The sequence below is a fragment of the Pseudoduganella danionis genome, from assembly GCF_009720775.1.
Taxonomy (GTDB): domain Bacteria; phylum Pseudomonadota; class Gammaproteobacteria; order Burkholderiales; family Burkholderiaceae_D; genus Rugamonas; species Rugamonas danionis.
The window spans coordinates 151,810-176,182 of record NZ_WNKW01000001.1; the positions used below are offsets into that span (position 1 = coordinate 151,810).

General features: G+C 60.5%; 24 protein-coding genes. 12 read left to right on the forward strand and 12 right to left on the reverse strand.

The genetic code is table 11. The features are described 5' to 3' along the window. Window positions 1–107: 107 nt before the first annotated feature. Window positions 108–1,151, forward strand: coding sequence for a phosphoribosylformylglycinamidine cyclo-ligase (purM, locus tag GM655_RS00710; protein WP_155432738.1), 1,044 nt, complete (start codon window positions 108–110; stop codon window positions 1,149–1,151). A 245-nt stretch (window positions 1,152–1,396) separates the two neighbouring features. Here the strand turns inward: purM and GM655_RS00715 are convergent, their stop codons facing one another. The 6 genes from GM655_RS00715 to GM655_RS00740 form a co-directional block, all read right to left on the reverse strand. After that, window positions 1,397–2,614, reverse strand: a complete 1,218-nt coding sequence (locus GM655_RS00715) for a 6-phosphofructokinase (RefSeq protein WP_155432739.1) — start codon at window positions 2,612–2,614, stop codon at window positions 1,397–1,399. Window positions 2,615–2,667: 53 nt separating this feature from the next. Next, a complete protein-coding gene (locus tag GM655_RS00720) occupies window positions 2,668–4,671 on the reverse strand; it encodes an alpha/beta hydrolase family protein (RefSeq protein WP_155432740.1) in 2,004 nt (667 codons plus the stop codon). 97 nt (window positions 4,672–4,768) lie between these two features. Beyond that, a complete protein-coding gene (locus GM655_RS00725; RefSeq protein WP_155432741.1) occupies window positions 4,769–6,823 on the reverse strand; it encodes a sodium:solute symporter family protein in 2,055 nt (684 codons plus the stop codon). After that, window positions 6,820–7,104, reverse strand: coding sequence for a DUF4212 domain-containing protein (locus tag GM655_RS00730; RefSeq protein ID WP_155432742.1), 285 nt, complete (start codon window positions 7,102–7,104; stop codon window positions 6,820–6,822). Before GM655_RS00730 ends, GM655_RS00725 begins: the two co-directional genes overlap by 4 nt. Further along, window positions 7,097–8,623 (reverse strand): sensor histidine kinase, encoded by a 1,527-nt coding sequence (locus GM655_RS00735; protein WP_371866668.1) that lies wholly within the window; start codon window positions 8,621–8,623, stop codon window positions 7,097–7,099. The genes GM655_RS00730 and GM655_RS00735 overlap by 8 nt, the downstream gene beginning before the upstream one ends. Then, the gene (locus tag GM655_RS00740; protein ID WP_155432743.1) at window positions 8,620–9,300 is read right to left on the reverse strand and encodes a response regulator; all 681 of its coding nucleotides are present in this window, start codon (window positions 9,298–9,300) and stop codon (window positions 8,620–8,622) included. Before GM655_RS00740 ends, GM655_RS00735 begins: the two co-directional genes overlap by 4 nt. 162 nt (window positions 9,301–9,462) lie before the next feature. On the opposite strand from GM655_RS00740, the gene recA reads away from it, so the two are divergent. The 6 genes from recA (at window position 9,463) to GM655_RS00770 (ending at window position 14,774) form a co-directional block, all read left to right on the forward strand. After that, a complete protein-coding gene (recA, locus tag GM655_RS00745) occupies window positions 9,463–10,557 on the forward strand; it encodes a recombinase RecA (RefSeq protein ID WP_155432744.1) in 1,095 nt (364 codons plus the stop codon). A gap of 27 nt (window positions 10,558–10,584) precedes the next feature. After that, window positions 10,585–11,040 carry a recombination regulator RecX gene (recX, locus tag GM655_RS00750; RefSeq protein ID WP_155432745.1) on the forward strand — a complete coding sequence of 152 codons (456 nt, stop codon included), beginning with the start codon at window positions 10,585–10,587 and terminating at the stop codon, window positions 11,038–11,040. Between the two features lie 254 nt (window positions 11,041–11,294). Next, window positions 11,295–11,879 (forward strand): DUF2889 domain-containing protein, encoded by a 585-nt coding sequence (locus tag GM655_RS00755; protein WP_155432746.1) that lies wholly within the window; start codon window positions 11,295–11,297, stop codon window positions 11,877–11,879. A 99-nt stretch (window positions 11,880–11,978) separates the two neighbouring features. Further along, window positions 11,979–13,148 (forward strand): ADP-forming succinate--CoA ligase subunit beta, encoded by a 1,170-nt coding sequence (gene sucC / locus GM655_RS00760; RefSeq protein ID WP_155432747.1) that lies wholly within the window; start codon window positions 11,979–11,981, stop codon window positions 13,146–13,148. Window positions 13,149–13,161: 13 nt separating this feature from the next. Continuing rightward, window positions 13,162–14,043 carry a succinate--CoA ligase subunit alpha gene (gene sucD / locus GM655_RS00765; RefSeq protein WP_155432748.1) on the forward strand — a complete coding sequence of 294 codons (882 nt, stop codon included), beginning with the start codon at window positions 13,162–13,164 and terminating at the stop codon, window positions 14,041–14,043. A gap of 263 nt (window positions 14,044–14,306) precedes the next feature. Beyond that, window positions 14,307–14,774: a pilin gene (locus tag GM655_RS00770; protein ID WP_155432749.1), complete on the forward strand. Its 468-nt coding sequence runs from the start codon at window positions 14,307–14,309 to the stop codon at window positions 14,772–14,774. Between the two features lie 60 nt (window positions 14,775–14,834). On the opposite strand, the gene GM655_RS00775 is transcribed toward GM655_RS00770, so the two are convergent. Both GM655_RS00775 and moaC read right to left on the reverse strand, forming a co-directional pair. Next, on the reverse strand, window positions 14,835–15,545 hold the full coding sequence (locus GM655_RS00775; protein WP_155432750.1) for a flagellar brake protein: 711 nt from the start codon (window positions 15,543–15,545) through the stop codon (window positions 14,835–14,837). Between the two features lie 136 nt (window positions 15,546–15,681). After that, window positions 15,682–16,212: a cyclic pyranopterin monophosphate synthase MoaC gene (gene moaC, locus GM655_RS00780; protein WP_155432751.1), complete on the reverse strand. Its 531-nt coding sequence runs from the start codon at window positions 16,210–16,212 to the stop codon at window positions 15,682–15,684. A gap of 96 nt (window positions 16,213–16,308) precedes the next feature. Here moaC and GM655_RS00785 point away from each other — a divergent pair, with 96 nt between their 5' ends. After that, window positions 16,309–17,886, forward strand: a complete 1,578-nt coding sequence (locus tag GM655_RS00785) for a M48 family metalloprotease (RefSeq protein WP_155434044.1) — start codon at window positions 16,309–16,311, stop codon at window positions 17,884–17,886. On the opposite strand, the gene GM655_RS00790 is transcribed toward GM655_RS00785, so the two are convergent. From GM655_RS00790 to GM655_RS00805, 4 genes are read right to left on the reverse strand one after another with little or no spacing between them, the layout of a single operon-like run. After that, entirely contained in the window at window positions 17,852–18,445 is a 594-nt protein-coding gene (locus GM655_RS00790; protein WP_155434045.1) for a DUF2946 family protein, read from the reverse strand. The two genes, GM655_RS00785 and GM655_RS00790, sit on opposite strands and share 35 nt — an antisense overlap. Then, window positions 18,438–19,466: a YheT family hydrolase gene (locus GM655_RS00795; RefSeq protein ID WP_371866669.1), complete on the reverse strand. Its 1,029-nt coding sequence runs from the start codon at window positions 19,464–19,466 to the stop codon at window positions 18,438–18,440. Before GM655_RS00795 ends, GM655_RS00790 begins: the two co-directional genes overlap by 8 nt. 12 nt (window positions 19,467–19,478) lie before the next feature. Next, a complete protein-coding gene (locus GM655_RS00800; RefSeq protein WP_155432752.1) occupies window positions 19,479–19,907 on the reverse strand; it encodes a YybH family protein in 429 nt (142 codons plus the stop codon). Between the two features lie 28 nt (window positions 19,908–19,935). Further along, a complete protein-coding gene (locus GM655_RS00805; protein ID WP_155432753.1) occupies window positions 19,936–20,130 on the reverse strand; it encodes a zinc-finger domain-containing protein in 195 nt (64 codons plus the stop codon). A gap of 134 nt (window positions 20,131–20,264) precedes the next feature. Here GM655_RS00805 and GM655_RS00810 point away from each other — a divergent pair, with 134 nt between their 5' ends. The 4 genes from GM655_RS00810 to pyk all read left to right on the forward strand — a co-directional run bounded on the left by GM655_RS00810 (window position 20,265) and on the right by pyk (window position 24,298). Further along, window positions 20,265–21,032 (forward strand): AzlC family ABC transporter permease, encoded by a 768-nt coding sequence (locus GM655_RS00810; RefSeq protein ID WP_155432754.1) that lies wholly within the window; start codon window positions 20,265–20,267, stop codon window positions 21,030–21,032. Continuing rightward, window positions 21,029–21,358, forward strand: coding sequence for an AzlD domain-containing protein (locus tag GM655_RS00815; protein WP_155432755.1), 330 nt, complete (start codon window positions 21,029–21,031; stop codon window positions 21,356–21,358). Before GM655_RS00810 ends, GM655_RS00815 begins: the two co-directional genes overlap by 4 nt. A 68-nt stretch (window positions 21,359–21,426) precedes the next feature. Continuing rightward, a complete protein-coding gene (locus GM655_RS00820; protein ID WP_155432756.1) occupies window positions 21,427–22,644 on the forward strand; it encodes a phosphoglycerate kinase in 1,218 nt (405 codons plus the stop codon). Between the two features lie 205 nt (window positions 22,645–22,849). Beyond that, window positions 22,850–24,298, forward strand: coding sequence for a pyruvate kinase (gene pyk, locus GM655_RS00825; protein ID WP_155432757.1), 1,449 nt, complete (start codon window positions 22,850–22,852; stop codon window positions 24,296–24,298). The last annotated feature ends 75 nt before the right edge of the window (window positions 24,299–24,373 follow it).

Below are 24,373 nucleotides of genomic sequence, written 5' to 3' on the forward strand. Positions count from 1 at the left end.
AGCGGTCTTACCGGCTTGTCGCGCTGCTTTTTTGCGCATTTTCGTGCCATTTTGCTACGAAACAGGTCGCCGCCTTCTATTTTACCGCCTCCGCTGCGAAATACACCATGAGCCAAACTTCTAATGTTTCCCTGTCTTACCGTGATGCCGGCGTCGATATCGATGCAGGTGACGCTTTAGTCGAAGCGATCAAGCCATTTGCCAAGCGCACCCTGCGCGAAGGCGTGATGGGCGGCTTGGGTGGTTTCGGCGCCATGTTCGAAATTAGCAAAAAGTACAAGGAGCCAGTGCTGGTTTCCGGTACCGACGGCGTGGGCACCAAACTCAAACTGGCGTTCGAACTGAATCGCCACGACACCGTGGGCATCGATCTGGTGGCCATGAGCGTGAACGACATTCTGGTACAGGGCGCCGAGCCGCTGTTCTTCCTCGACTATTTCGCCTGCGGCAAACTGGATGTGGCTACCGCCACCGACGTGATCAAGGGCATCGCCCAGGGTTGCGAACAGGCTGGCTGCGCGCTGATCGGCGGCGAAACGGCTGAAATGCCTTCGATGTACCCTGCCGGTGAATACGACCTGGCCGGTTTCGCCGTGGGCGCGGTCGAAAAATCGCAGATCATCGACGGCACCAAGATCGTACCGGGCGACGTGGTACTGGGTCTGGCCTCGTCGGGCGTGCACTCGAACGGTTATTCGCTGGTGCGCAAGATCATCGAAGTGGCCAAGCCTGATCTGGAAGGCGACTTCCACGGCCGCAAACTGGCCGACGTGCTGATGCAGCCTACCCGCATCTACGTGAAGCCGCTGCTGGCGCTGATGGCCTCGATGGAAGTCAAAGGCATGGTGCACATCACCGGCGGCGGTCTGGTAGAAAACATCCCGCGCGTGCTGCAGGACGGTCTGGTGGCCGAACTGGATGCGAAATCGTGGACCATGCCTCCGCTGTTCACCTGGCTGCAGCAGCATGGCGGCGTGGCCGACGCTGAAATGCACCGCGTATTCAACTGCGGCATCGGCATGACCGTCATCGTATCGCAGGAAAACGCTGCCGCTGCCAAGGCCCAGCTGGAAGCGGCTGGCGAAACCGTCTACACCATCGGCCGCATCCGCGCCCGCGTGGGCGACGAGCACCAGACTATCGTAGTGTAAGTTTTAAGCATTGAATTAAAAAGCGCAGCCCCGTCAGGGTGCTGCGCTTTTTTACTTCGGGGTCATACTTCGGGGTCAGGTCTGTCATTTGGACATCGGTGACATATTTTTGAGCATGCTCAATACGTGATCTCGGCAAGTTGGATCGGAAATTCTATTTTCCGGCGCATAGCTTCAGTTGACCGCTAAACCTCCGTGTATAGCGTTTTGAGGTTGATCAAAAGTGTGCGTCAGGTGTCCGAATGTCAGATCTGACCCCGAAGTTTGGCGACGGGGGCGGGGCGCAGGCGGAATGCGTCTGGCATGCCGGAGCCTAGTAGCGGGCGCAGATACAGCCGGAAGGCATCCGTTACGTCGGTGCCGCTGGCGCTGATGAACTCGTCCTCCATGGTGCGCGTCTTGCCAGCTACGGCATCGAGCGGCAGCAGTTCGTAATCGACCGAGTAGAAGCCCGTGCGCTTGATGGCGACCGAGCCATTGCGCTGGCCCCACATGGCAAACTGCACGGCTTTTTCGCCGACTTCGCGTGCTTCGCGCTGGTCCACATCGGACACGCAGCCGATGAAGGAGCGCTGCAGATAGCCGAAGGTGTCGCCGCGCACGCGCTTGATGCCCAGCTTGGCCTTGATCTCGTCGCACAGCAGATCGGCCAGCGCACCCGTGCCCGATAGCTGCACATTGCCATGGGCATCGCGCTCGATATCTTTTGCCAGCAGGCTGGCGATCGGTGTACCGGAGGCGTCGTGTATGCCTTCCGAGACGGCGATCACGCAGCGGCCATAGCGTTCGTAGCAGGCTTTGACGTCGTGCAGGAACTGCTCGAGCGAGAACACGCGTTCGGGCAGATAGATCAGGTGCGGGCCATCGTCGGCAAACTTCTTGCCGAGCGCCGAGGCGGCGGTCAGAAATCCTGCGTGGCGGCCCATCACCACGCCCACATACACACCGGGCAGCGAAGCGTTATCCAGATTGGCACCGGCGAATGCCTGCGCCACAAAGCGCGCGGCCGAAGGGAAGCCCGGCGTGTGGTCACTGCCAACCAGATCGTTGTCGATAGTCTTGGGGATGTGGATGCAGCGCAGCGGGTAGCCTGCTGCCTGCGCCTGTTCGCTGACGATGCGTACCGTATCGGACGAGTCATTGCCGCCGATGTAGTAGAACTGTTCGATCTGGTGGGCTTGCAGCACCTTGAAGATTTCGGCGCAGTAGGGCACGTCGGGCTTGTCGCGCGTGGAGCCCAGTGCCGAGGAAGGCGTGGCAGCCACCAGTTCGAGATTGTGGCTGGTTTCGCGCGTGAGATCGACCAGATCTTCGTTGATGATGCCGCGCACGCCGTGCAGTGCGCCATACACCAGACTGACATCGCGGAAGCGGCGCGCTTCCAGCACCACGCCAGCCAGCGACTGATTGATCACGGCGGTAGGCCCGCCTCCCTGTGCGACCAGAATTTTGCCTGAAGACATGCCTGCTCCTCCGTATCCGTTGAACCAGCTGTCCTCAGACTATAGCGCGAACTTCAGTGCTTGCCGATATGTTTATCGAGGAATTTTTCGACCCGGCTCCAGAAATCGTAGCGCGTGGCCGGCAGTGCCCAGCCGTGACCTTCGTCCGGATATTCCACCCATTCCACCTCGGGATTATTCTGCTTGACGGCTTGATAGAAGCGCGTGCCATGCACCAGCGGCACGCGCAGGTCGGAGCCGCCATGTGCGAGCAACAGTGGCTGTTTGATGCGCGCTGCCTGCAGGATGGGCGAGGTGGCTTTGAGCTGCTCGGCATCTTTTTCCGGATCGCCCACCAGTTGCGGGATGCCGTACTGCTTCCAGTTTTCCGACATGTCCGACACATAGGCCCAGTGACCGGTGCGCATCAGATTGATGTCGGTCACGCCGGCCCACTCGATGCCGCAGCGGTACAGATCGGGATCGTTCACCAGCCCCATCAGGGTGGCATAGCCGCCGTAGCTGGCGCCGGCGATGCAGATGCGCTGCGGGTCGGCCGTGCCGCGCGCGATGGCCCAGCGTGCGCCGTCAGCGATATCGTCCTGCATTTTCAGGCCCCATTGCTTCCAGCCGGCGCGGAATAGCGTGTAGCCATAGCCCGTGCTGCCGCGGTATTCCGGCTGCAGCACGGCATAGCCGCGCGAGGCGAGGAACTGTACTTCGGCATCCCAGCGCCAGCTGGTGCCGCGCACATAGGGGCCGCCATGTACCAGCACCACCATGGGCAGGTTCTTGCCGCTACCGGTAGGGACGGTCAGCCAGGCGGGAATATTCAGGCCATCGCGCGCCTTGTAATGAACCAGCGTGGTGCGCGCCATCTGCTGTGGCTGTATGGCCGGATGGCTGGCGCCCACAGATTCCAGTTTGTGGGTCTCGCGGTTATACAGCATGGTACGGTTGGGCCAGATATCGGCATAGGCATTCACCAGTATCCACGGCGATTCCGGCCGGATCGGCGGCGTCAGCAGATTGATGGTGTTGGGCAGCATGCTGTCGACTTTGTCCTGCATGGCTTTGTAGTCGTTATCCAGCCATTCGGTGGCGTAGGCATCGTTCAGATAGCGTACGCCGATCAGCTTTTCGCGGTTCATCAGCAAATGGCCGCTGAAGTCATAGCCATCCAGCCGCACCACAGCTTTTTCCGACAACTGCAGCTTGTTCACGTCGAAGGTGTACACGCCAGTGGTATCGAGTCCGCGGTTGGCGATTACGTACAGCGTGCCGTCGGGACCGAACGAGAGCGGCGTAAACGCCCCTTTGCTGCCGCTATAGGCATTGAACTCGGCCAGCTTGCGCCATGTCTTGGTGGCCGGATCGCGGTAGTGGATGGCGCTGATGTCCTTGTCCAGCGTCTGCACCAGCCTTGGCTCGCCGTCGAAGTCCAGCAGCCAGCGCATCACGTGCTCGGGGCTGTCGATGCGCTCTGCGGCCAGCCGTCCCGTGACGGTATTGATGCGCAGCAGATTGACATAGTCGATCTGGGCGCGCCCGCCGTAATGGCGGTCCTGAACATACAGGTAGTCGCTATTGCGCGCACCGTGCTGACTGAGCAGGAAGGTGTGCCAGGGCAGCAGGTCGCGCCGGTTGCGCAGGGCGGAAGCGTCGGTAATGAAAGGCGTGCCGGCGCGCATGGCCAATTGCAGGAAGCCCGTGCCGTCACGGTTGACGGCATACAGGCCCGGTGCGTAGCGGGTGTTGCCTTGGGCGAGATCATTGTCGGCCGCCGTGAAGGCCAGACGCTGGTCATTGACCCACTGGAAATCGCCGATATCGGCATCCGTGAAATTGCCCACCACGGTGACTTTCTGGGTGTCGAGTTCCATCACGGCGAGGCGCTCACGCTTGCCCGCAGCGCCGATTTTCACGGCCAGATATTTACCGCTGGGGGAAAGCTGGGCGGCGCTCAGCTCGGGATTGGAAAAGAAGTCGCTGAGCGAAGGACGCTCTTCGGCATGGGCGCTGGCGCAGCAGAGCGGCAGCAGCAGGACGGCCAGTCGCAAGAAGGGGCGCAATAACATGGTCGGCTTTCGTGTAGTGGAGTTCTGGCTATTACCAAATAGCCAACCCGGTCACGATAGCACTTAGTTGTAAAAAACGCTATATTGCATTTGTTGCCTATTGTTCCGGTGCGCGGATGTAGTCGACCAGTGCAATGGTGGCCGGCGCGGGCGCGGGCGTGCACAGGCTGACCACGATCATGCTGAGTATGCCGGCCGGCACACCGAAGATGCCGGCCGAGATAGGCGCAATGTGGAACCACTGGGCCGCGCTGCTGCCGCCCAGGATGGGATTGGTATGCAGCATGTAGTACACGCACACGCCGAAGCCCGTCAGCATGCCGGCCACGGCGCCCTGGGTGGTGCAGCGTTTCCAGAACACGCCCAGCACCAGCGCCGGAAACAGCGTGGATGCGGCCAGCGAGAAGGCGGCGCCTACCAGCGACAGGATGTCGCCCGGTTTCTGCGAAGCCGTGTAGGCCGCCACAAACGCCACGCCGAGCAGCAGCAGCTTGGAAATGGTCACGCGCTTCTGGGTCGAAGCGCTGCGGTCCACGGTCTTGTAGTAGACGTCGTGCGACAGGGCGTTGGAGATGGCCAGCAGCAGACCATCGGCGGTGGACAGGGCGGCCGCCAGACCGCCGGCTGCCACCAGGCCGGAAATCACATAGGGCAGGCCGGCGATTTCCGGCGTGGCCAGTACCAGCACATCGGCGTCGATGGTGATTTCGGCCAACTGGACGATGCCGTCGTGGTTGATATCGCTGATGCTGAACAGTGGCGTGAGCTTGTCCACATTGGCCCAATAGGATACCCAGTTGGGCAGGTGATGGTAGTCGATGCCTACCAGCGCGCTGTAGATATCGTATTTGACCAGCACCGCCAGTGCGGGGATGGTCAGGTAAATCAGCAGGATGAAGAACAAGGTCCAGAATACCGAGGTGCGCGCTTCGTGCACATTTGGAGTGGTGTAGGAGCGCATCAGGATGTGCGGCAGCGCGGCCGTGCCCAGCATCAGGCAGAACACCAGCGCAAGGAAGTTGTTGCGCTTGATGTCGGAGCTGGCCGGATCGCCCGGATAGGGCGTGGCATGCGGCGTAATCGGCTCGGAGCGCGTCAGCGCCTGGGTGCGCGCTTCGCTCCAGACACGCTCGGCCTCTTCGGCCGATTTCGGATAGGCGATCAGGGCCCGCTCGGCGCTGCGGATTTCCAGCAGCGAGGCGTTGCGGTGTTTGACCTTGTCCAGTTTGTGCTGGACTTCGAGGCGGCCTGCTTCCCACGAGGCGGGCAGGCCTTGCAGGCGCTGCTCGTAGTCGTCGGCGCGCTGGCGGAAGATGGCGCGCACTTCGGCTTCGCGCGGGTCGGCCTGCAGCACGGCTTCGCGTGCGCTCAGCTTGGGCAGCAGCTTGCCGTAGGCCAGTTGCGGGATGGGATTGTCGCTATGTTTGGCCGACAGCCAGACGGCCGGAATCAGGAAGGCCACCACGATGATGATGTACTGCGCCACCTGGGTCCAGGTTATGCCGCGCATGCCGCCAAGGAAGGAGCACACCAGAATGCTGGCCAGACCGAGGAAAATGCCGACCGAGAAATCCACTCCCGTGAAGCGCGAGGCGATCAGGCCCACGGCATAGATTTGCGCGACCACATAGGTGAAGGAAACGATGATGGTGGCCGCCACGGCCAGCAGCCGTACGACGTTGCCGCCACCTTCGGGGTTGGCGGCGCCGCCATAGCGTTCGGCCAGAAAATCGGGAATCGTGTACTGGCTGAACTTGCGCAGATAGGGCGCGATCAGCAACGCCACCAGACAGTAGCCCCCGGTCCAGCCCATGATGTAGGCCAGCCCGTCGAAGCCGCGCAGATACAGGCCGCCGGCCAGACTGATAAAGCTGGCCGCCGAAATCCAGTCGGCCGCCGTGGCCATGCCGTTGAAGACGGCAGGCACGCGCCGTCCGGCCACGTAGTATTCCAGCACGTTGGAGGTGCGGCTGATCACGCCGATGGTGGCGTACAGCACGATGGTGGAAAACATGAACAGATAGCCTATCCAGATGCGCGACATGCCTTCCTGTTCCAGCACGGCCAGCGAGACCAGAAAACCGGCAAAGCCGGCTGTGAACATCAGATAGTAGCTGCGCAGGCGCTGGCGGAAGGTGCGGGCGGCCTTCATGGACGCGGCTCCTTGCTGGCTGCACGGGGCAGGCGGGCGGCCTTGTCGAGACGGCGCATGCGCCAGGCGTAATAGGCCAGTATGCCCAGATACACCAGCGACGAGCCTTGCGCGGCCAGATAGAACGATAGCGGCCAGCCGAACAGATTCAGGGTGGCCAGCTCGCGTGCGAAGAAGGCGGCACCGAAGCCCGTCACCATCCATAGCAGCAGTAGTTGCATGGACAGGCGGCGCGTACGCTGCCAGTGTTCGGCGCGGGTGATGGGCGTGGGCTTATCCATAATACGGTGCTTCGCTTTCTTCTATCGGCGGCTCGGGCGGCAGCGGGAAGGCCAGCCGGAACAGGGCGCCCGGCAGCTTGGGCTGGGTGGCGCGCGGATTATTATAGATTTCCACTTCGACGCCATGCTGGTGGGCGATCTCGCGCACGATGGCCAGCCCCAGACCGCTGCCTTCAGCCTTGTTGCCGAGAATGCGGTAGAAGCGCTCGAACACGCGCTGGCGCTCGGCCGGTGCAATGCCGGGCCCCGTGTCTTCCACTTCGAGGATGGCGTGCTGCTCGTCGCTGCGCACGCGTACCGTCACGCTGGCACCGGCTGGAATATAGCGCAGCGCGTTATCGATCAGATTGGACAGCATCTCGCGCAGCATGGTGGGGTTGCCTTCGATTTCCAGCGGCTCGTCCGGGCCTTCGTAGCCGAGGTCTATGCGCGCGGCAAATGAGGCCGAAACCCAGTCCTGCACGGTGCTGCGCGCCAGATCGGACAGGCTCAGTAACTGCATGCTGGTGCCGGCCTGCGGCTGGTTTTCGGCGCGCGCCAGTGCCAGCAACTGGTTGACCAGGCGGGTGGCCGCTTCCGAACTTTTGGCCAACTGTTCCAGCGAGCGGTGGATTTCCGCGCTATCGGTCTGGCGCAGTGCCAGTTCCGACTGCATGCGCATGCCGGCCAGCGGGGTTTTCATCTGGTGCGCCGCGTCGGCGATGAAGCGCTTCTGCATTTCGATGGAAGACGACAGCCGCGTCAGCATGTCATTGAGCGAATTGACCAGCGGCGAAATCTCTTCCGGCACCTGATTCGGCGCGATCGGACTGAGGTCGTCGGAGCCGCGTGCGCGTATGCGTTCCTGTAGCTGGGCCAGTGGCGACAGGCCGCGGGCCAGCGCAAACCACACCAGTGCCAGCACGATGGGCAGGATGATGAACTGGGGCAGGATCACACCCTTGATGATTTCATTGGCTAGCTGGGCGCGTTTTTCCAGCGTTTCGGCCACCTGCACGAGGGCCAGCGGCGCTTCGACGCCGGGCTTGTGCTCCAGCCGCACGTAGGCGTAGGCGATGCGCACTGGCGTGCCGTGCATGCTGTCGTTGCGGAAGTGGACGTTGGCGCTGGTGGGCAGTTCTTCCTCGTCCAGCACAGGTGGCGGCAGATCGCGGTCGCCGTCGATATGCTCGCCGTGCGGTCCCTGAATCTGGAAATAGACATTATCGATATCGTCGGCCCGCAGAATGTCGCGCGCCGAGCCGGGCAAACCTTTGATCACTTTACCGTCGACCGCGCGCACCTGCTGGGCCAGCACCGTCACGCTGTCTTCCAGTGCATGGTCGAAGGGCTGGTTGGCGATGGACTTGGCCACCAGATAGGTGATGGCGATACTCATGGGCCACAGCAGCAGCAGGGGCGCCAGCATCCAGTCCAGAATTTCGCCGAACAGCGAATGCTGTATGCCTTCATCCGCCTCCGCCGCGGGCGGCTGGTAGTCCAGCGCAGCGTCCTGCTGCACGGCGGAGTCTTTTGTCACTTGGCCGGTTCCGCGTATTTCTCGAGGCAATAGCCTAGCCCGCGCACGGTGGCGATGCGGATGCCGCCTGTCTCGATTTTCTTGCGCAGCCGGTGCACATACACTTCGATGGCGTTATTGCTGACTTCTTCGCCCCATTCGCACAGGTGATCGACCAGCTGTTCCTTGGAGACCAGGCGGCCGCTGCGCGCCAGCAGGATTTCCAACAGGCCCAGTTCGCGCGCCGACAGGTCCAGCATCTGCTCGTTGATGTAGGCGCTGCGGCCCACCTGATCGTAGCTGAGCGGGCCATGCTTGACGATGGTGCCGCCACCGCCGGCGCCACGCCGCGTGAGGGCGCGCACGCGCGCTTCCAGCTCGGACAGCGCAAACGGCTTGGCCATGTAGTCGTCGGCGCCCAGATCAAGGCCGTTGACGCGCTGTTCGATCGAATCAGCCGCCGTCAGGATCAGCACGGGCAGGCGCGATTCGCGCGCGCGCAGGCGGCGCAGCACTTCCAGACCGGATAGTTTGGGCAGGCCCAGATCCAGTATCAGCAGATCGAATTCCTGGGTGGCGAGGGCGGTGTCGGCTTCCTGGCCATTGCCTACGCAATCGATGGCATAGCCCGACTGGCGTAGTGAGCGGGTCAGGCCATCTGCCAGAACGCTGTCGTCCTCGGCAAGTAAAATACGCATAAAACACTCCGGCTGTACGAGCCCGTATTGTGTTGCATTTCGCGGTAAGTAGCGAGTTTTTGTGATTACTCAAAAATTGTTTAAAAATCCTGCTTGCATTAAGCACTGTTTTTTTATACAGTACCGACTGTACCAACTACCCACCCCCGCAGAGAGAACATTATGGACGACAAAAAAGCTGTAGTACCTGCCTCTGAGAAGGCGAAGGCGCTGGCCGCCGCGCTGGCTCAGATCGAAAAGCAATTCGGCAAGGGCTCCGTCATGCGTATGGACTCCAGCATGCCGATCGAAGAAGTGCAGGTCGTCTCCACCGGTTCGCTCGGTCTGGACATTGCGCTGGGTGTGGGCGGTTTGCCACGCGGCCGTGTGGTGGAGATCTACGGTCCTGAATCCTCGGGTAAAACCACGTTGACGCTGCAAACCATTGCAGAAATGCAGAAACTGGGCGGTACCTGCGCGTTTATCGATGCGGAACACGCGCTGGACGTGGTGTACGCCCAAAAACTCGGTGTGAACCTCAGCGAACTGCTGATTTCGCAGCCGGATACGGGCGAACAGGCACTGGAAATCTGCGATGCGCTGGTACGTTCTGGCTCCGTCGACATGGTGGTGGTGGACTCCGTGGCCGCGCTGACGCCACGCGCCGAGATCGAAGGCGATATGGGCGATGCGCTGCCGGGTCTGCAGGCCCGTTTGATGTCGCAGGCACTGCGCAAGCTGACCGGTTCGATTAACCGTACCAATACGCTGGTGATCTTCATCAACCAGATCCGTATGAAGATCGGTGTGATGTTCGGCAGCCCTGAAACCACCACGGGCGGTAATGCGCTGAAGTTCTACGCGTCCGTGCGTCTGGATATCCGCCGTACCGGCTCGATCAAATCGGGCGACGAAGTGATCGGTAACGAAACCAAGGTGAAAGTGGTCAAGAACAAGATTGCGCCACCGTTCAAGGAAGCTCACTTCGACATTCTGTATGGCGCCGGTACTTCGCGCGAAGGCGAGATTCTTGATCTGGGTGTGGAAGCCAAGATCGTCGAAAAGTCGGGTTCCTGGTATAGCTACAACGGCGAGCGCGTCGGTCAGGGCAAGGACAATGCCCGTATCTTCCTGCAGGAACGTCCGGAACTGGCATGGGAAATCGAGAACAAGGTGCGCGAATCGCTGGGCGTGCGGGTACTGCCACCACTGGCCAGCGACAAGGGCGACACCGTGGTCAAGCTGAAATCCGTCGATAAAGGCGCTGACGCTGCCTAATCAGTAGCGCCGGATAGCGAGCCAGCCATGGCAACCGTCGAACTCAGTCTCAAAGCCCGCGCGCTGCGGCTGTTGTCGCAGCGCGAGCACAGCCGGCTCGAGCTGGGGCGCAAGCTGGCCCGCTATGCACAGGAAGGCGACGATGTGGAAGCGCTGCTCGACTTGCTCGAGCATAATCGCTGGCTGTCGCAGGAGCGCTTTTCCGAAGCGCTGATCCACCGCCGCTCGGCCCGTTACGGCAATGGGCGGATTGTTGCAGAATTGCAAAGCCACGGCATCCGTGGCGAAGAACTGGACCGGCTCAAGCAGGGACTGGCCAGCGATGAAACGGCGCGCTGCATGGAAGTGTGGCAGCGCAAGTTCGGCAGCGTGGCCGAAGATGCCCAGCAGCGCAACAAACAGATGCGCTTTCTGCTGCAGCGGGGCTTTTCCCAGCGTGCCGTGCAGACGGCACTCAAGGGCAGCGAACAGTTCGACGAGTGAAGCTTTGCCGCATTGCGTCATGCAATGTTTCTATGGCAGAAATACATTTTGTGAATCTCTTGTCAAAATAGCCTCAGATAGCAGATTTTGCGCGGAAAAACTTATGTTTGCGCGCAACAAACCGCCTCGATGTGCTACACTTTTAGGGTTTTTGCAGCGCCGCAGGTGCGGTAAGTGTCCGTAGAAGCTGCGGATACGTGCTTAACAGCACATGGCTGCTTACTAAATTTCTGTCGCGAAAGCGGCATCGGTCTATGTCCCTGTCAACCCCAGTTAACCGACGTGCGCTACGGCACACGCGCGCAATTGTCGTCCAAGCGTATGCACGCGAGGATGGTCTATGGGATCTTGACGCGCACATCTCCGATATCAAACAGATCGACACCGTGCTGGCCTCGGGCCCACGCGCTGCCGGTACTCCGCTGCATGACCTCCATTTACGCCTGACCGTAGACCGCCAGCTCAACATCGTCGATGCCGAAGCCGCGTCCGATGCTGTGCCATATCCCGGTCATTGCGATACCATCGCGCCCGCCTACAAGGAGCAACTGGTGGGGCTGAATCTGATGCAGGGCTTCCGGCACGAACTCAAACAGCGTCTGGCCGGCGTCTCCGGCTGCACCCACCTGACGGAACTGGCGCAGATATTGCCGACCGCGGCCGTGCAGGCCTTTGCCAACGACGTGTGGGCGACCAATGATGCGGCCACGGAAGACCATGGCACGCCCCGTCAGCAACCGTTTCAACTAGATAAATGCCACGCGCTGCGCACCGACGGTGCGGCGGTGGCGCAGTTTTACCCGCGCTGGGTGGCCAAAGCAGCACCGAGCAGCGCGTAGCAATCTCTGCTTATAGAAACACCTTATATCGCAGTATCTTCGCAGTATTTTCGTAATATCAACCGATTTTTACACATCAGCATCAGAAGGGAAGCCAGCATGAAAATCCATGAGTATCAAGGCAAAGAAATCCTCCGAAAATTCGGAGTGACGGTTCCACGTGGTATCCCGTGCATGACCGTTGAAGAGGCAGTCAAAGCTGCTGAAACCTTGGGCGGCCCAGTCTGGGTTGTAAAGGCACAGATCCACGCCGGTGGCCGTGGTAAAGGCGGCGGCGTTAAAGTTGCCAAGTCGCTCGAACAAGTCAAAGAATACGCTGACCAGATCATGGGCATGCAGCTGGTAACTCACCAGACCGGTCCAGAAGGCCAGAAAGTACGTCGTCTGCTGATCGAAGAAGGCGCCGACATCAAGAAAGAACTGTACGTTTCGATGGTGACCGACCGCGTTTCGCAGCGCGTTGTGCTGATGGCTTCGTCCGAAGGCGGTATGGACATCGAAGAAGTGGCTGAGAGCCACCCAGAACTGATCCACTCGATCGCTATCGATCCATCGGTAGGCCTGACCGACGCAGAAGCCGCCAGCATCGCCGCTAAAATCGGCGTGCCAGAAGGCTCGATCGCGGATGCCGTGACCAACCTGCAAGGCCTGTACAAAGCCTACTGGGAAACCGACGCATCGCTGGCCGAAATCAACCCACTGATCCTGACCGGTTCGGGCAAAGTTATCGCTCTGGACGCCAAGTTCAACTTCGACGCTAACTCGCTGTTCCGTCAGCCAGAAATTCTGGCTTACCGCGATCTGGACGAAGAAGATCCAGCGGAAGTAGAAGCTTCGAAATTCGATCTGGCTTACATCTCGCTCGACGGTAACATCGGCTGCCTGGTGAACGGCGCCGGTCTGGCCATGGCAACCATGGACACCATCAAGCTGTTCGGCGGCGAACCAGCCAACTTCCTGGACGTAGGCGGTGGCGCTACGGCTGAGAAAGTAACCGAAGCCTTCAAGATCATGCTGAAAAATCCAGGCCTGAAAGCTATTCTGGTGAATATCTTCGGCGGCATTATGCGTTGCGACGTGATCGCCGAAGGCGTGATCACCGCTTCCAAAGCAGTTTCGCTGCAAGTACCGCTGGTGGTGCGCATGAAGGGCACCAACGAAGATCTGGGCAAGAAGATGCTGGCCGATTCCGGTCTGCCTATCATCGCAGCCGACACCATGGAAGATGCAGCTAAGAGCGTCGTTGCCGCTGCTGCCGGTCAAGCTTAATTAAGGAATCAACATGTCCATTCTGATCAATAAAGACACCAAAGTTGTTACCCAAGGGATCACCGGTAAAACCGGCCAATTCCACACCCGCGGCTGCCGCGACTACGCGAACGGCAAAAACTGCTTCGTCGCAGGCGTGAACCCTAAGAAAGCCGGCGAAGATTTCGAAGGCATTCCTATTTTCGCTAACGTTACCGAAGCGAAAAAAGAAACCGGCGCCAACGTGTCGGTGATCTACGTACCACCAGCAGGCGCTGCTGCCGCCATCTGGGAAGCCGTCGAAGCTGAAATGGATCTGGCCATCTGCATTACCGAAGGCATTCCAGTCCGTGACATGATGGCTCTGAAAGACCGCATGGTCAAAGCCGGTTCGAAAACCCTGCTGCTGGGCCCTAACTGCCCAGGTCTGATCACTCCAGACGAAATCAAGATCGGCATTATGCCTGGCCACATCCACAAGAAAGGTCGTATCGGCGTGGTATCGCGCTCGGGTACCCTGACTTATGAAGCAGTGGGTCAGTTGACCGCACTGGGTCTGGGCCAGTCGTCGGCAGTTGGTATCGGTGGTGACCCGATCAACGGCCTGAAGCACATCGACGTGATGAAGATGTTCAACGACGATCCAGATACCGACGCCGTGATCATGATCGGTGAAATCGGTGGTCCAGACGAAGCCAACGCGGCTCACTGGATCAAAGACAACATGAAAAAACCAGTGGTCGGCTTCATCGCTGGCGTTACCGCTCCTCCGGGCAAGCGCATGGGCCACGCTGGCGCGCTGATCTCGGGTGGCGCTGACACCGCACAAGCTAAACTGGAAATCATGGAAGCTTGCGGTATCAAAGTGACCAAGAACCCATCGGAAATGGCTCGTCTGTTGAAAGCCATGCTGTAATCACAGCCTTCCGTTAATGGAATGAAGGGGAGGGAGCGTAAGCTCCTTCCCTTTTTTTATTTCCGGATGACAAAATTTGTCAGTGCCAAAAAATGGCGTTCACTTTTATGCTGGACTGACAAAAATGGGCAGTCTCGCAGCCAAAAAGTGACAGAATTCGTCAGAATATGGCGAAAATACATGGCAAAACAGGCTGGCACGGTGCTTGCTCAATGGAAAGTGTAGACAACGAATTTTGTTCAACACACACCCAGGAGTCAAAAATGAAAACCATGCACATGATGAAAAAACAAGCACAAGCCGGCTTCACCCTGATCGAACTGATGATCGTGGTTGCCATTATCGGTATCCTGGCAGCAGTCGCAATTCCTGCTTACAGCGACTACACCATCAAAGCCAAGATGGCAAACGCACAAGGCGCAATCGACTCGATCAAATCGGCCGTGGCGCTGTGCGCACAGGAAGCAGGCGGTGACCTGAACGGTTGCGACGCGGGCGTAAAAGGCGTACCGACCTTCACCGAAACCAAAGAAGTGAAATCGGTTACTGTGAAAGATGGCGTGATCGAAGAAACCTTCTCGACCGGCGTGGGTAAAGACATCGACGGCCTGACCGCCACCTTCGCCCCAACCATCGCTGCCGGTGCTGCCAACGTAACGTGGAATGTGACCACCACCGTCACCAACGAAACTGCGAAAGCTGCACTGACCAAAAACAACGTGACGCCTTAAGCGCACGATGGCATAAAAAAACCGGCTACGGCCGGTTTTTTTTCGTTTGTCGCACAGGGTTTAAACGATTTTCTGGCGGTCGGCGATCAGTGCTTCGTAGGTCAGGTTCTGCAGCATGGTGTGGTGCATAGGATCCAGATCAATGAATTGCACGCCATAGGTGAAGACCTCTTCCTGCTCGGCAGTGGATGGCTTGACCACATTGATATTACGGATGGTGGCGTTGGGATTGATACGCACCTGCCGGTTGCCGGGCTGGGCGATCAGGTAGAACGATAGGCCGACTTCGCCGCCGTCGTCGGCCAACGGTTTGGGCGACTCGATCAGCGCGCCGGAAACGCTGAGGTTGACGAGGAATACGGAGGTGGTACCGGCCGAGGAGGTCACCTGGGCCGGAATGTCGACCTTGACGCGCATGGCCGTGCGCAGACTGGTGCCTTGTATCGATACAGGGAAGGACAGGTGCACATAAAACATCGGGCGCGGGAACACGCGCTGCACGACGCACGAAAATGAGCACACATTCACGCCGGAAAACACGCGTATCGTCAACTTGTCGCCATCGTTGACGGCAATCGGTGCACCGCTCTCGAACGGGATCTTGACGATCATATATTCGTCTTTGACCCAGCCGATCAGGGTGGAAAAGTGCTGGACGGGTTTGATCGTACGATGCGTAATGAACTGGATACGGCTGCCCACCTGCAAGTTCATCTGCTCGAACTCATACTCCTGGGTTTTGCTTTCGTTCGATGGAGGGTTGCTGCTCATGCAAATTCTTTCACGTATGCGCCTGACGGCAGCGGTCAGCCTGCGGAAAAATTACCTCTGTGGAATGAATTATATACGTGTGTTCGAAAGGTAACAATCAGACAATATATCAATTTGCAAGCTGTAGGTCTTGCAGCTAGCTGGTAGCGCTCCAGTCGCCTGATTTACCGCCGTGTTTTTCCATCACGCGGATTTCGCTCATCACCATGCCGCGGTCAACGGCTTTGCACATATCGTAGATCGTTAGCAGGCCGATCTGCACGGCCGTCAGCGCTTCCATTTCCACGCCCGTCTGGCCGTGGGTTTCGACCTGGGCCGTGCAATGCACGCTGGCGTTGGCTTCGTCGGTGACGAAATCGACGGCAACCCGGGTCAGCGCTAGCGGGTGGCATAAGGGGATCAGGTCGCTGGTACGCTTGGACGCCATGATGGCGGCGATGCGGGCGATGCCCAGCACATCGCCTTTCTTGGCCGTGCCGCTGGTGATGATGGCCAGCGTTTCCGGCTTCATGCGGATGCTGCCGCGCGCGACAGCGATGCGGTGGGTGGTGGTCTTGGCGCCGACGTCCACCATATGGGCCTGGCCGCTGGCGTCGAAGTGGGTCAGGTGCTCGCCGGTGGCGACGGTCTCGGTAGGGTTCACGTTGTTGCTCACGTTGTTGCTCATTCAAGTACTCGGCAGATTTCGTCATGGGTGGGGCAGCGGGCCCGCCCCGGTTGCGAGTATCATATCATCGTGAATGCAAAACCCCGTTCTATGCGCATGCGCCTGACCGCTGCCCTGCTGTTGCTGACCATGCCTCTGGCGATGGCGCAGGATGTGCTGGCGCCTGCCAAAATCCCCAACCTGCCCGCGCTCGGCGATACCGAGCGGCAGGATTTGTCGCCGCTGATGGAGCGGCGGCTGGGCGAGGAAATCATGCGCGATATCCGCCGTAACAACGATTTTCTCGATGATGCGCCCATCCTCGAATACCTGAACAACTTCGGCAATGCGCTGGTAGCGGCCCGTCCCGGCGCGCGTGGCGAAGCCAACTTTGACTATTACTTCTTCGCCGTGCGCGATCCCCAGCTCAACGCGTTTGCGCTGCCGGGTGGTTTTATCGCCGTGCATTCGGCGCTGCTGCTGGCGGCGCAGACGGAGTCGGAACTGGCTTCCGTGCTGGGCCACGAAATCGGCCACGTGGCCCAGCGCCACATCGCCCGGTCGATCGGCCAGCAGAAGCAGGACGCGCTGATCCCGCTGGCCGCCATGATACTGGCCGTGCTGGCATCCAGGGCGGGCGGTGATGCGGCGATAGGCGTGTTTTCGGCCGGACAGGGGCTGGCCATCCAGCGTCAGCTCAATTTCGGCCGCGATGCCGAGCGCGAGGCGGACCGCATCGGTTTCCAGATCATGGGCGCGGCCGGCTACGATACCTCGGGCATGGTGGCCTTCTTCCAGCGCATGCAGATTGCGACGCGCAATTACAGCGACCGCGTGCCGGCCTATCTGCAAAGCCACCCGCTGACCACGGAGCGGATCGCCGATATTCAGGCGCGTATCCGCGAGCAGCCTTATAGACAGCGGCTCGACAGCCTGGACTTTCATCTGGTCAGAGCCAGAGCGCGCGTGCTGCAGGACCTGAGCTCGCAAGGGCTGGCCGAAACCCAGACCTTCTTCGAGCTGCAGTTGCAGCAGCCGGGGCGCCAGCAAGTGGCGGCGGCCCAGTACGGGCTGGCGATGGTGGCGCTCAAACGCGAGAACTATGCGCTGGCCCAGCAATGGCTGGATAAGTCGCACGCCACCATGCGCAAGCTGCCACCTCCGGGCACGCTGGGCGTGGCACCGGCACCGGAAGGCGAAATCATTTATGTAAGCACAGCGCTCGAAATCAAACTGGCCCAGCCGGACAACGCGGCCTTGCAGCAGCACGCGCTGGCCGATGCCGAGGCGGCGCATCTGACTTACCCGCTGTCGCGCGGCATCGCCCACCAGTACGGCGAAGCGATGATCGCAGCCGGCCAGCTAGAGCGGGCGGCAGCTTATTTGCGCGATCAGGTGCAGCTCTACCGCGATGATCCGAATGCCTACGACCTGCTCGCGCAAGCCTATGCCAAGCAGGGCAAGCAGGCTTTGCAGCATATTGCGCTGGCCGAATCGTATGTGCTGCAGGGCGGCGTGCTGTCGGCGCTGGACCAGCTAACGTATGCGCGCAAGGCGCCCGATGCCACGTTTTACGATCAGGCCGTGATCGATGCGCGCGAGCGCGAACTGCAGGCGCGCCGGCGTGAAGAAATGGGCGACAAGTTCAAGAAGGATCTGCTCAGTCCTGAGTCGGCGCCGGCGCTGGTACGCTGACATAGCCAAAGCGGGCGGGCAGTGTCGCCGCCTCGACTCGCTGCACGGCATGGCCCTGTAGCGTCAGGCTGGCCTTGTTGGCGCCTTCCAGCCATGCGATTAAAGTGTCGTCGGAGACGAGGTTGCCGCCACTTTGCAGTTCGGCCAGCACGCTGGCCACATCGCGGTCATCGAGCTGGGCCAGCACATCGGCACTGCGCAGCAATAGCGCGCCTTGCTCGGTCAGCAGCACTTCATCGATGGCACCGAGCGCTACGCCCGTGTGCAGCAGCCAGCCCTGCACGGGATCGGTGCGCACGATGTAGGGTGTGGCCTCCAATTGCACATACACGCGCTGCGGACCGTTCTGGAAATACCAGCAGCCACGTGCATCGGCGGCGTAATTCCGGGCGATGAAGCTGCACAGGGCCGCGTGCTGCAGCCGGTCGCCGGGCAGGTTCAGGTGCTGGGCGCGTTCGTCGCGCATGCGCCAGTGGCCGCGCGCATCGAGTAACAGCCAGCCGTAGCAATGCGGCACATTGGGCCATTTGGCCAGTGCCTGTTTGACGATGTCATCCATGATAGGAAATTCCATTAAAAGGTGCGGCGCCCTGCGTCATAAAGTGCAGCAGGCGTTGCGGCAGCCAGTGCAGGCTGCCGGGCAGGCCGCCCGTGGCAAAGCCGACATGGCCGCCATGGGCCGGATAATCGAGCTGCACGCAGGCAGCCGCCTGCTGCGGCAAGTGCCGGCCGGGCAGGAAGGGATCGTTGCGGGCGTTCAGCACCAGCGTCGGCACGCGTATGTCGCCCAGCACATGCTTGGCGCTGGCGCGGTGCCAATAGTCTTCCGTGTTGCGGTAGCCATGCAGCGGGGCTGTGACGACGTTGTCGAAATCATACAGATCGCGCGCAGCATGCAGGGCTTGCAGGTCGAATAGATCAGGGTATTGCTGTAGTTTGGCTACGCACTTGGGCTTCAGGGTTTGCAGGAACATGCGCGTGTACAGCATATTGAAACCGCTGGACAGGGCCGCGCCGCCCTGCGCCAGATCGAGCGGGGCGGATACGGCGCAGGCGGCATCAACGAAGCCGGCCTGCTGGCCCGATTCGCCCAGCCAGCGCAGCAGCGCGTTGCCGCCCAGCGAAACGCCGGCTGCATAGAACGCTGCCGCGGGCGCTGTAGCGCTTGGCCCGGCTGCTGCAGCGTCGGTGGCCTGCGGCAGGGCGGCATGGCGCGCGTGCAGGCGGCGCATGATCCAGTTGATTTCCGTGGCGTCGCCCGAGTGGTAGAAGCGCGGCGCGCGGTTGGGCTCGCCCGAGCAGCCGCGGAAATGCGGCACGGCGCCGGACCAGCCCCGTTCGGCCACGGCGGCCATCAGCGCGCGCGCGTAATGGCTGTCGGAGCTGCCTTCGAGGCCATGGAACAGCACCACCATGGGTTGGCCCGGCTGGCCATCGACAAAATCCACATCGATGAAGTCGCCGTCAGGGCAGTCCCAGCGCTCGCGCCGGTAGCGCACGGGCGGCTTGCGCAGGCACAGGGCCGGATAAATGGTTTGCAGGTGGCCGCTAGGTAGCCATGCGGGCGCGGGATACTTCACGGCACAGTCCTGTCAGTGCAGCACCTGGCTGCGCGCTTCGGTTGGCACGGGGCCGGGCGCGATGGAGACGTGGTGCAGCACGATGCGCCAGCCACGCGGAGTTTTGACATACACATTGCTGGCCAGCAAATGGATATCGTCCTGCTGGGACACGCTGCTGATTTCCACCACCGTGTGCACGGAGCTCATCAGATTGTGGGTTTCATGCAACTGGATGGGCACGATGTGCAGGCCGCCATGCTCGAGGATGGCTGCCCACGACGCGCGGATGGCGGCATGGCCGATCAGGCGCGGGCCGCCCGGGTGGATGCAGACGATTTCATCGTCTTCGGCCCAGAGTGCCATCAACGCGTCGAGGTCGGCGCGGTTGAGGGCATCGTAAAACGCCACCTCGGTTTCGGCGGCACTACCATTGAGTTGCTTGACACGTTTGGTGGGCATGCTCGCTCCGCGCGGCGTTACGGTGGATTTAGTGGTGGCCGACGACGGTGCCCGGCTTCAGGCGGTAGGCCGTGCCGCAGTATGGGCACTTGGCTTCGCCATGCTGGAAGTCGAGGAAAACGCGTGGATGGGACGACCACAGCGGCATGGCCGGATTAGGGCAGTGGGCTGGCAAGTCCTTGCCTTCGAGTTCGACGGCGTTGGTGGTGGTGGCAGTGCTCATTTCGTATGCTCCGAGGACTAAGGAAAACCACGATTTTAACGGATTCGCGCATAGAGCAAAAATCATCGGTAAAATAGCGCCTCTACCGTCCCGCTGCGCCGCGCGCTGTGGCAGGAATGCCACATGATCTAGCCATGACCGAAACTAGCAGCGCCCACCCGCCCGATACCCCTGTCTGCATCGTCTCCGCCCACCACGAAGCCGCGTGGCGCGAAGGCCTGAAGGTCGGCACGCCCACCCTGTTCGGCATCGGCGCGTGGGGACTCGTGGTGGGTATCGCCATGGTAAAAAGCGGCCTGACGGTGGTGCAGGCTCTGGGTATGACCTTGCTGGTGTTCGCCGGTTCGGCCCAGCTTGCTGCCTTGCCGCTGATCGCCAGCCATGCGCCCGTATGGGTAATCTTCCTGTCGGCGCTGACGGTGAATCTGCGCTTCGTGATCTTTTCGGCCCTGCTGGCGCCCCATTTTGCCCAGCTACCGTGGCGCAAACGCGCAGCGCTCGGCTATGTGGCCGGTGATATGACGGTGGCGCTGTTCCTGCATAAATTCCCTGATCCGGCGCCGCAGCCGGGCAAACTGTCCTATCTCAAGGGGCTGACCTATCCCAACTGGGCCGCGTGGCAGATTGGCTCCATCGCCGGGATATTCGCCGGCAGTGCCGTGCCGGCTGAATGGGGGCTGGGCTTTGCCGGTACGCTGGCCATCATCTGCGTGATGGTGCCGCTGATCGTGGGCCGTCCCGCCCTGTGCGGCGTGCTGGTGGCGGGTGCCGTGGCCGTGCTGGCGGTCGGTCTGCCGTACAAGCTGGGCCTGCTGCTGGCGGTGCTGCTGGGCATGCTGACGGCGATGGCCGTGGAAGAGGGCGCCGAGAAGTGGCGCCAGAGCTTCGGAGGCCGGCCATGAGCGACTGGGAAATCTGGCTCACCATAGGCGTGCTGGCCATCGCTACGGCCGCCACACGCAGCTCGTTCTGGCTGGTGGGGCACCACATCAATATTCCCAAACGCGTGCAGGAAATGCTGCGCTATGCACCGGCCTGCGCGCTGGCCGCCATCGTGGCGCCCGACCTGATGCTGGTGAACGGGGCACCGGTGTTGGACTTGAGCAACATCAAACTGCTGGCCGGTATCGTCGCCACCATCTTTTATTTGCTGCGGCGCAACATGTTGCAAACTATCCTATTCGGCATGGGGTTTTACACGCTGCTGCGCCTCATGCATGTATTTTAATAACAGGAATTTAAGCCTCTGCTTGCGGTAAAATAGCGTACCTTTTTCAACTCGACCTTTGGGTAACCATGTCCGCTGTTTTGAACTTCATCCGTCTGCAAGATCTCATCGCCCAGAATGCGCTGCAAGGCAAGCGCGTTTTCATCCGCGCCGACCTGAACGTGCCGCAAGATGACGCCGGCAACATTACTGAAGACACCCGCATCCGCGCTTCCGTGCCGGCCATCCGCGCCGCTGCTGCCGCTGGTGCCAAAGTCATGGTGACCTCCCATCTGGGCCGTCCGACCGAAGGCGAGTTCAAAGCTGAAGACAGTCTGGCCCCGGTGGCGGCCCGTCTGGCCGAGCTGCTGGGCCAGCCTGTCGAACTGAAACAGAACTGGGTCGATGGCGCCGGTCTGGAAGGCCTGCAGGCCGGTCAGGTAGTGCTGCTGGAAAACGTCCGCGTGAACCGCGGCGAAAAGAAAAACAGCGACGAACTGGCACAGAAAATGGCTGCATTGTGCGACATCTACGTCAATGACGCTTTCGGTACCGCGCACCGCGCCGAAGCTTCCACGCACGGTATCGCCAAATTTGCCCCTATCGCTTGCGCCGGCCCGCTGCTGGCCGCCGAACTCGATGCGCTGGGCAAGGCGCTGGGCGCCCCGGCCCGTCCGCTGCTGGCCATCGTGGCTGGTTCCAAAGTGTCGTCCAAGCTGTCGATTCTGAAGGCGCTGGCCGACAAGGTAGACAATCTGATCGTCGGTGGCGGTATCGCCAACACCTTCATGAAGGCTTCCGGTCTGAACATCGGTAAATCGCTGGTCGAGAACGATCTGGTGGACGAAGCCCGCGCCATCATCGATCTGATGGCCAAGCGCGGCGCGCAAGTGCCGATTCCCGTCGACGTCGTGTGCGCCAAGGAATTTTCGCCGACCGCTGTCGCCACCGTGAAAGCCGTGGCCGACGTGGCTGACGACGACATGATTCTCGATATTGGCCCGCAAACGGCGGCCACGCTGGCCGCGCAGATCGCCAAAGCCGGTACCGTGGTCTGGAACGGCCCGGTCGGCGTGTTCGAGTTCGACCAGTTCGGCGAAGGCACCAAGACGTTGGCACTGGCAATTGCCCAGTCGCCGGCCTTCTCGATCGCCGGTGGCGGCGATACGCTGGCCGCGATTGCCAAGTACGATATTAGCGCGCAAGTCGGTTACATCTCGACGGGCGGCGGCGCCTTCCTCGAATTCCTCGAAGGTAAAACCTTGCCGGCCGTAGAGATTCTGACCCAGCGTGCCGCAGCGCAGTAACCGTAGTTTGCAGGTATAAATCAGCCAACTAGGCGAGGGGAGCAAAAAGCACGGTCGTGCGATGTAGCAAATTGACAGTAAAATTCAATTTATGCTTGAGAATGACTGGAATTTCGTAGCTTTGCTACATTTTTTGGTCCGACACACCACCGTTCCGCTCCCCGCTTTCGGGAGCGTTTGCCAGCCCTAACGCCCAAGGATGACTATGTCCCGTAGTACTAAAATTGTCGCAACGATAGGCCCAGCCTCCACTGATTTCAACGTCCTGGTACAGATGATACGGGCCGGGGTGGATGTGGTTCGTCTGAACTTCTCGCACGGTAAGGCGCAGGATCACATCGACCGCGCCCGTCTGGTACGCGAAGCGGCGGCCGAAGTAGGCCGCGAAGTGGCCATCATGGCCGACATGCAGGGACCGAAAATCCGCGTTGGCAAGTTTGAAAATGGTAAGATTGACCTCGCGAACGGCGATAAATTCATCCTCGACGCCAAGTGGGGCGAAAACGGCGAGCTCGGCAATCAGGAGCGCGTGGGTCTTGATTACAAGGCACTGCCGCAGGATTTGCGTGCAGGCGACAAGCTGTTGCTCAACGATGGTCTGATCGTACTGACGGTCGACAAAGTTGTTGCGCATGAAATTTTTACTACCGTGAAAATCGGCGGCGAGCTGTCCAATAACAAGGGCATCAATCGCCAGGGTGGCGGCCTGACGGCCCCGGCCCTGACCGCCAAGGACATGGAAGATATCAAGACGGCCATGAGTTTCCAGTGCGACTATCTGGCGATCTCGTTCCCGAAAAGCGCCACCGATATGGAAATGGCGCGCCAGCTGGCGAATATCGCCGGCGAACCGTTTGGCCACAAGCCGCAGATGATCGCCAAGATCGAGCGCGCCGAAGCCATACCGGTGCTGCAGGAAATTCTCGACGCCTCCGACGGCATCATGGTGGCGCGCGGTGACCTGGCAGTAGAAGTAGGCAATGCCGCAGTACCGGCATTGCAGAAGCGCATGATCCGTATGGCGCGCGAGTCGAACAAGCTGGCGATCACGGCGACCCAGATGATGGAGTCGATGATCTTCAATGCCGTGCCGACCCGTGCCGAAGTATCGGACGTGGCCAATGCCGTGCTCGATGGCACGGATGCCGTAATGACCTCGGCGGAAACCGCTTCCGGTCGTTACCCTGTTGAAACTGTAGAAATGATGGCCGCGATTTGCGTAGAGGCCGAGCAGTCCGAGTACAACAAGCTCGACGCCGACTTCCTCAACGCGACCTTCACCCGGATCGACCAGTCGATCGCCTATGCAGCGCTGTTCACCTCGCACCATCTGGCGGTGAAAGCGATCGTGGCGCTGACGGAATCCGGTTCGACGGCACTGTGGATGAGCCGTCACAATATTGATACGCCGATTTACGCGTTGACGCCGAGTGTGGGTACGCTGCGCAAGATTGCGCTGTACCGCAACGTCAAGGCCTACAATCTGGTGCAGACGGCGGAAAGCGCCGTGGTGCTGAAGCAAGCGGAAGACCTGCTGGTCGAACGCGGCATCGTCAAGAAAGGCGACATGATCGTGGTCACCTGGGGCGAGCCGATGGGCCAAGTGGGCGGCACCAACGCCATGAAGATCGTTAAGGTCGGCGAGTTTCACTAAGTAAGTCCGGTAGCAGCGCTCTCGCGGAACGAGGGCGGGTAGGCTCCGGCAACCAGGTTTTTTTATTGTTTGGAG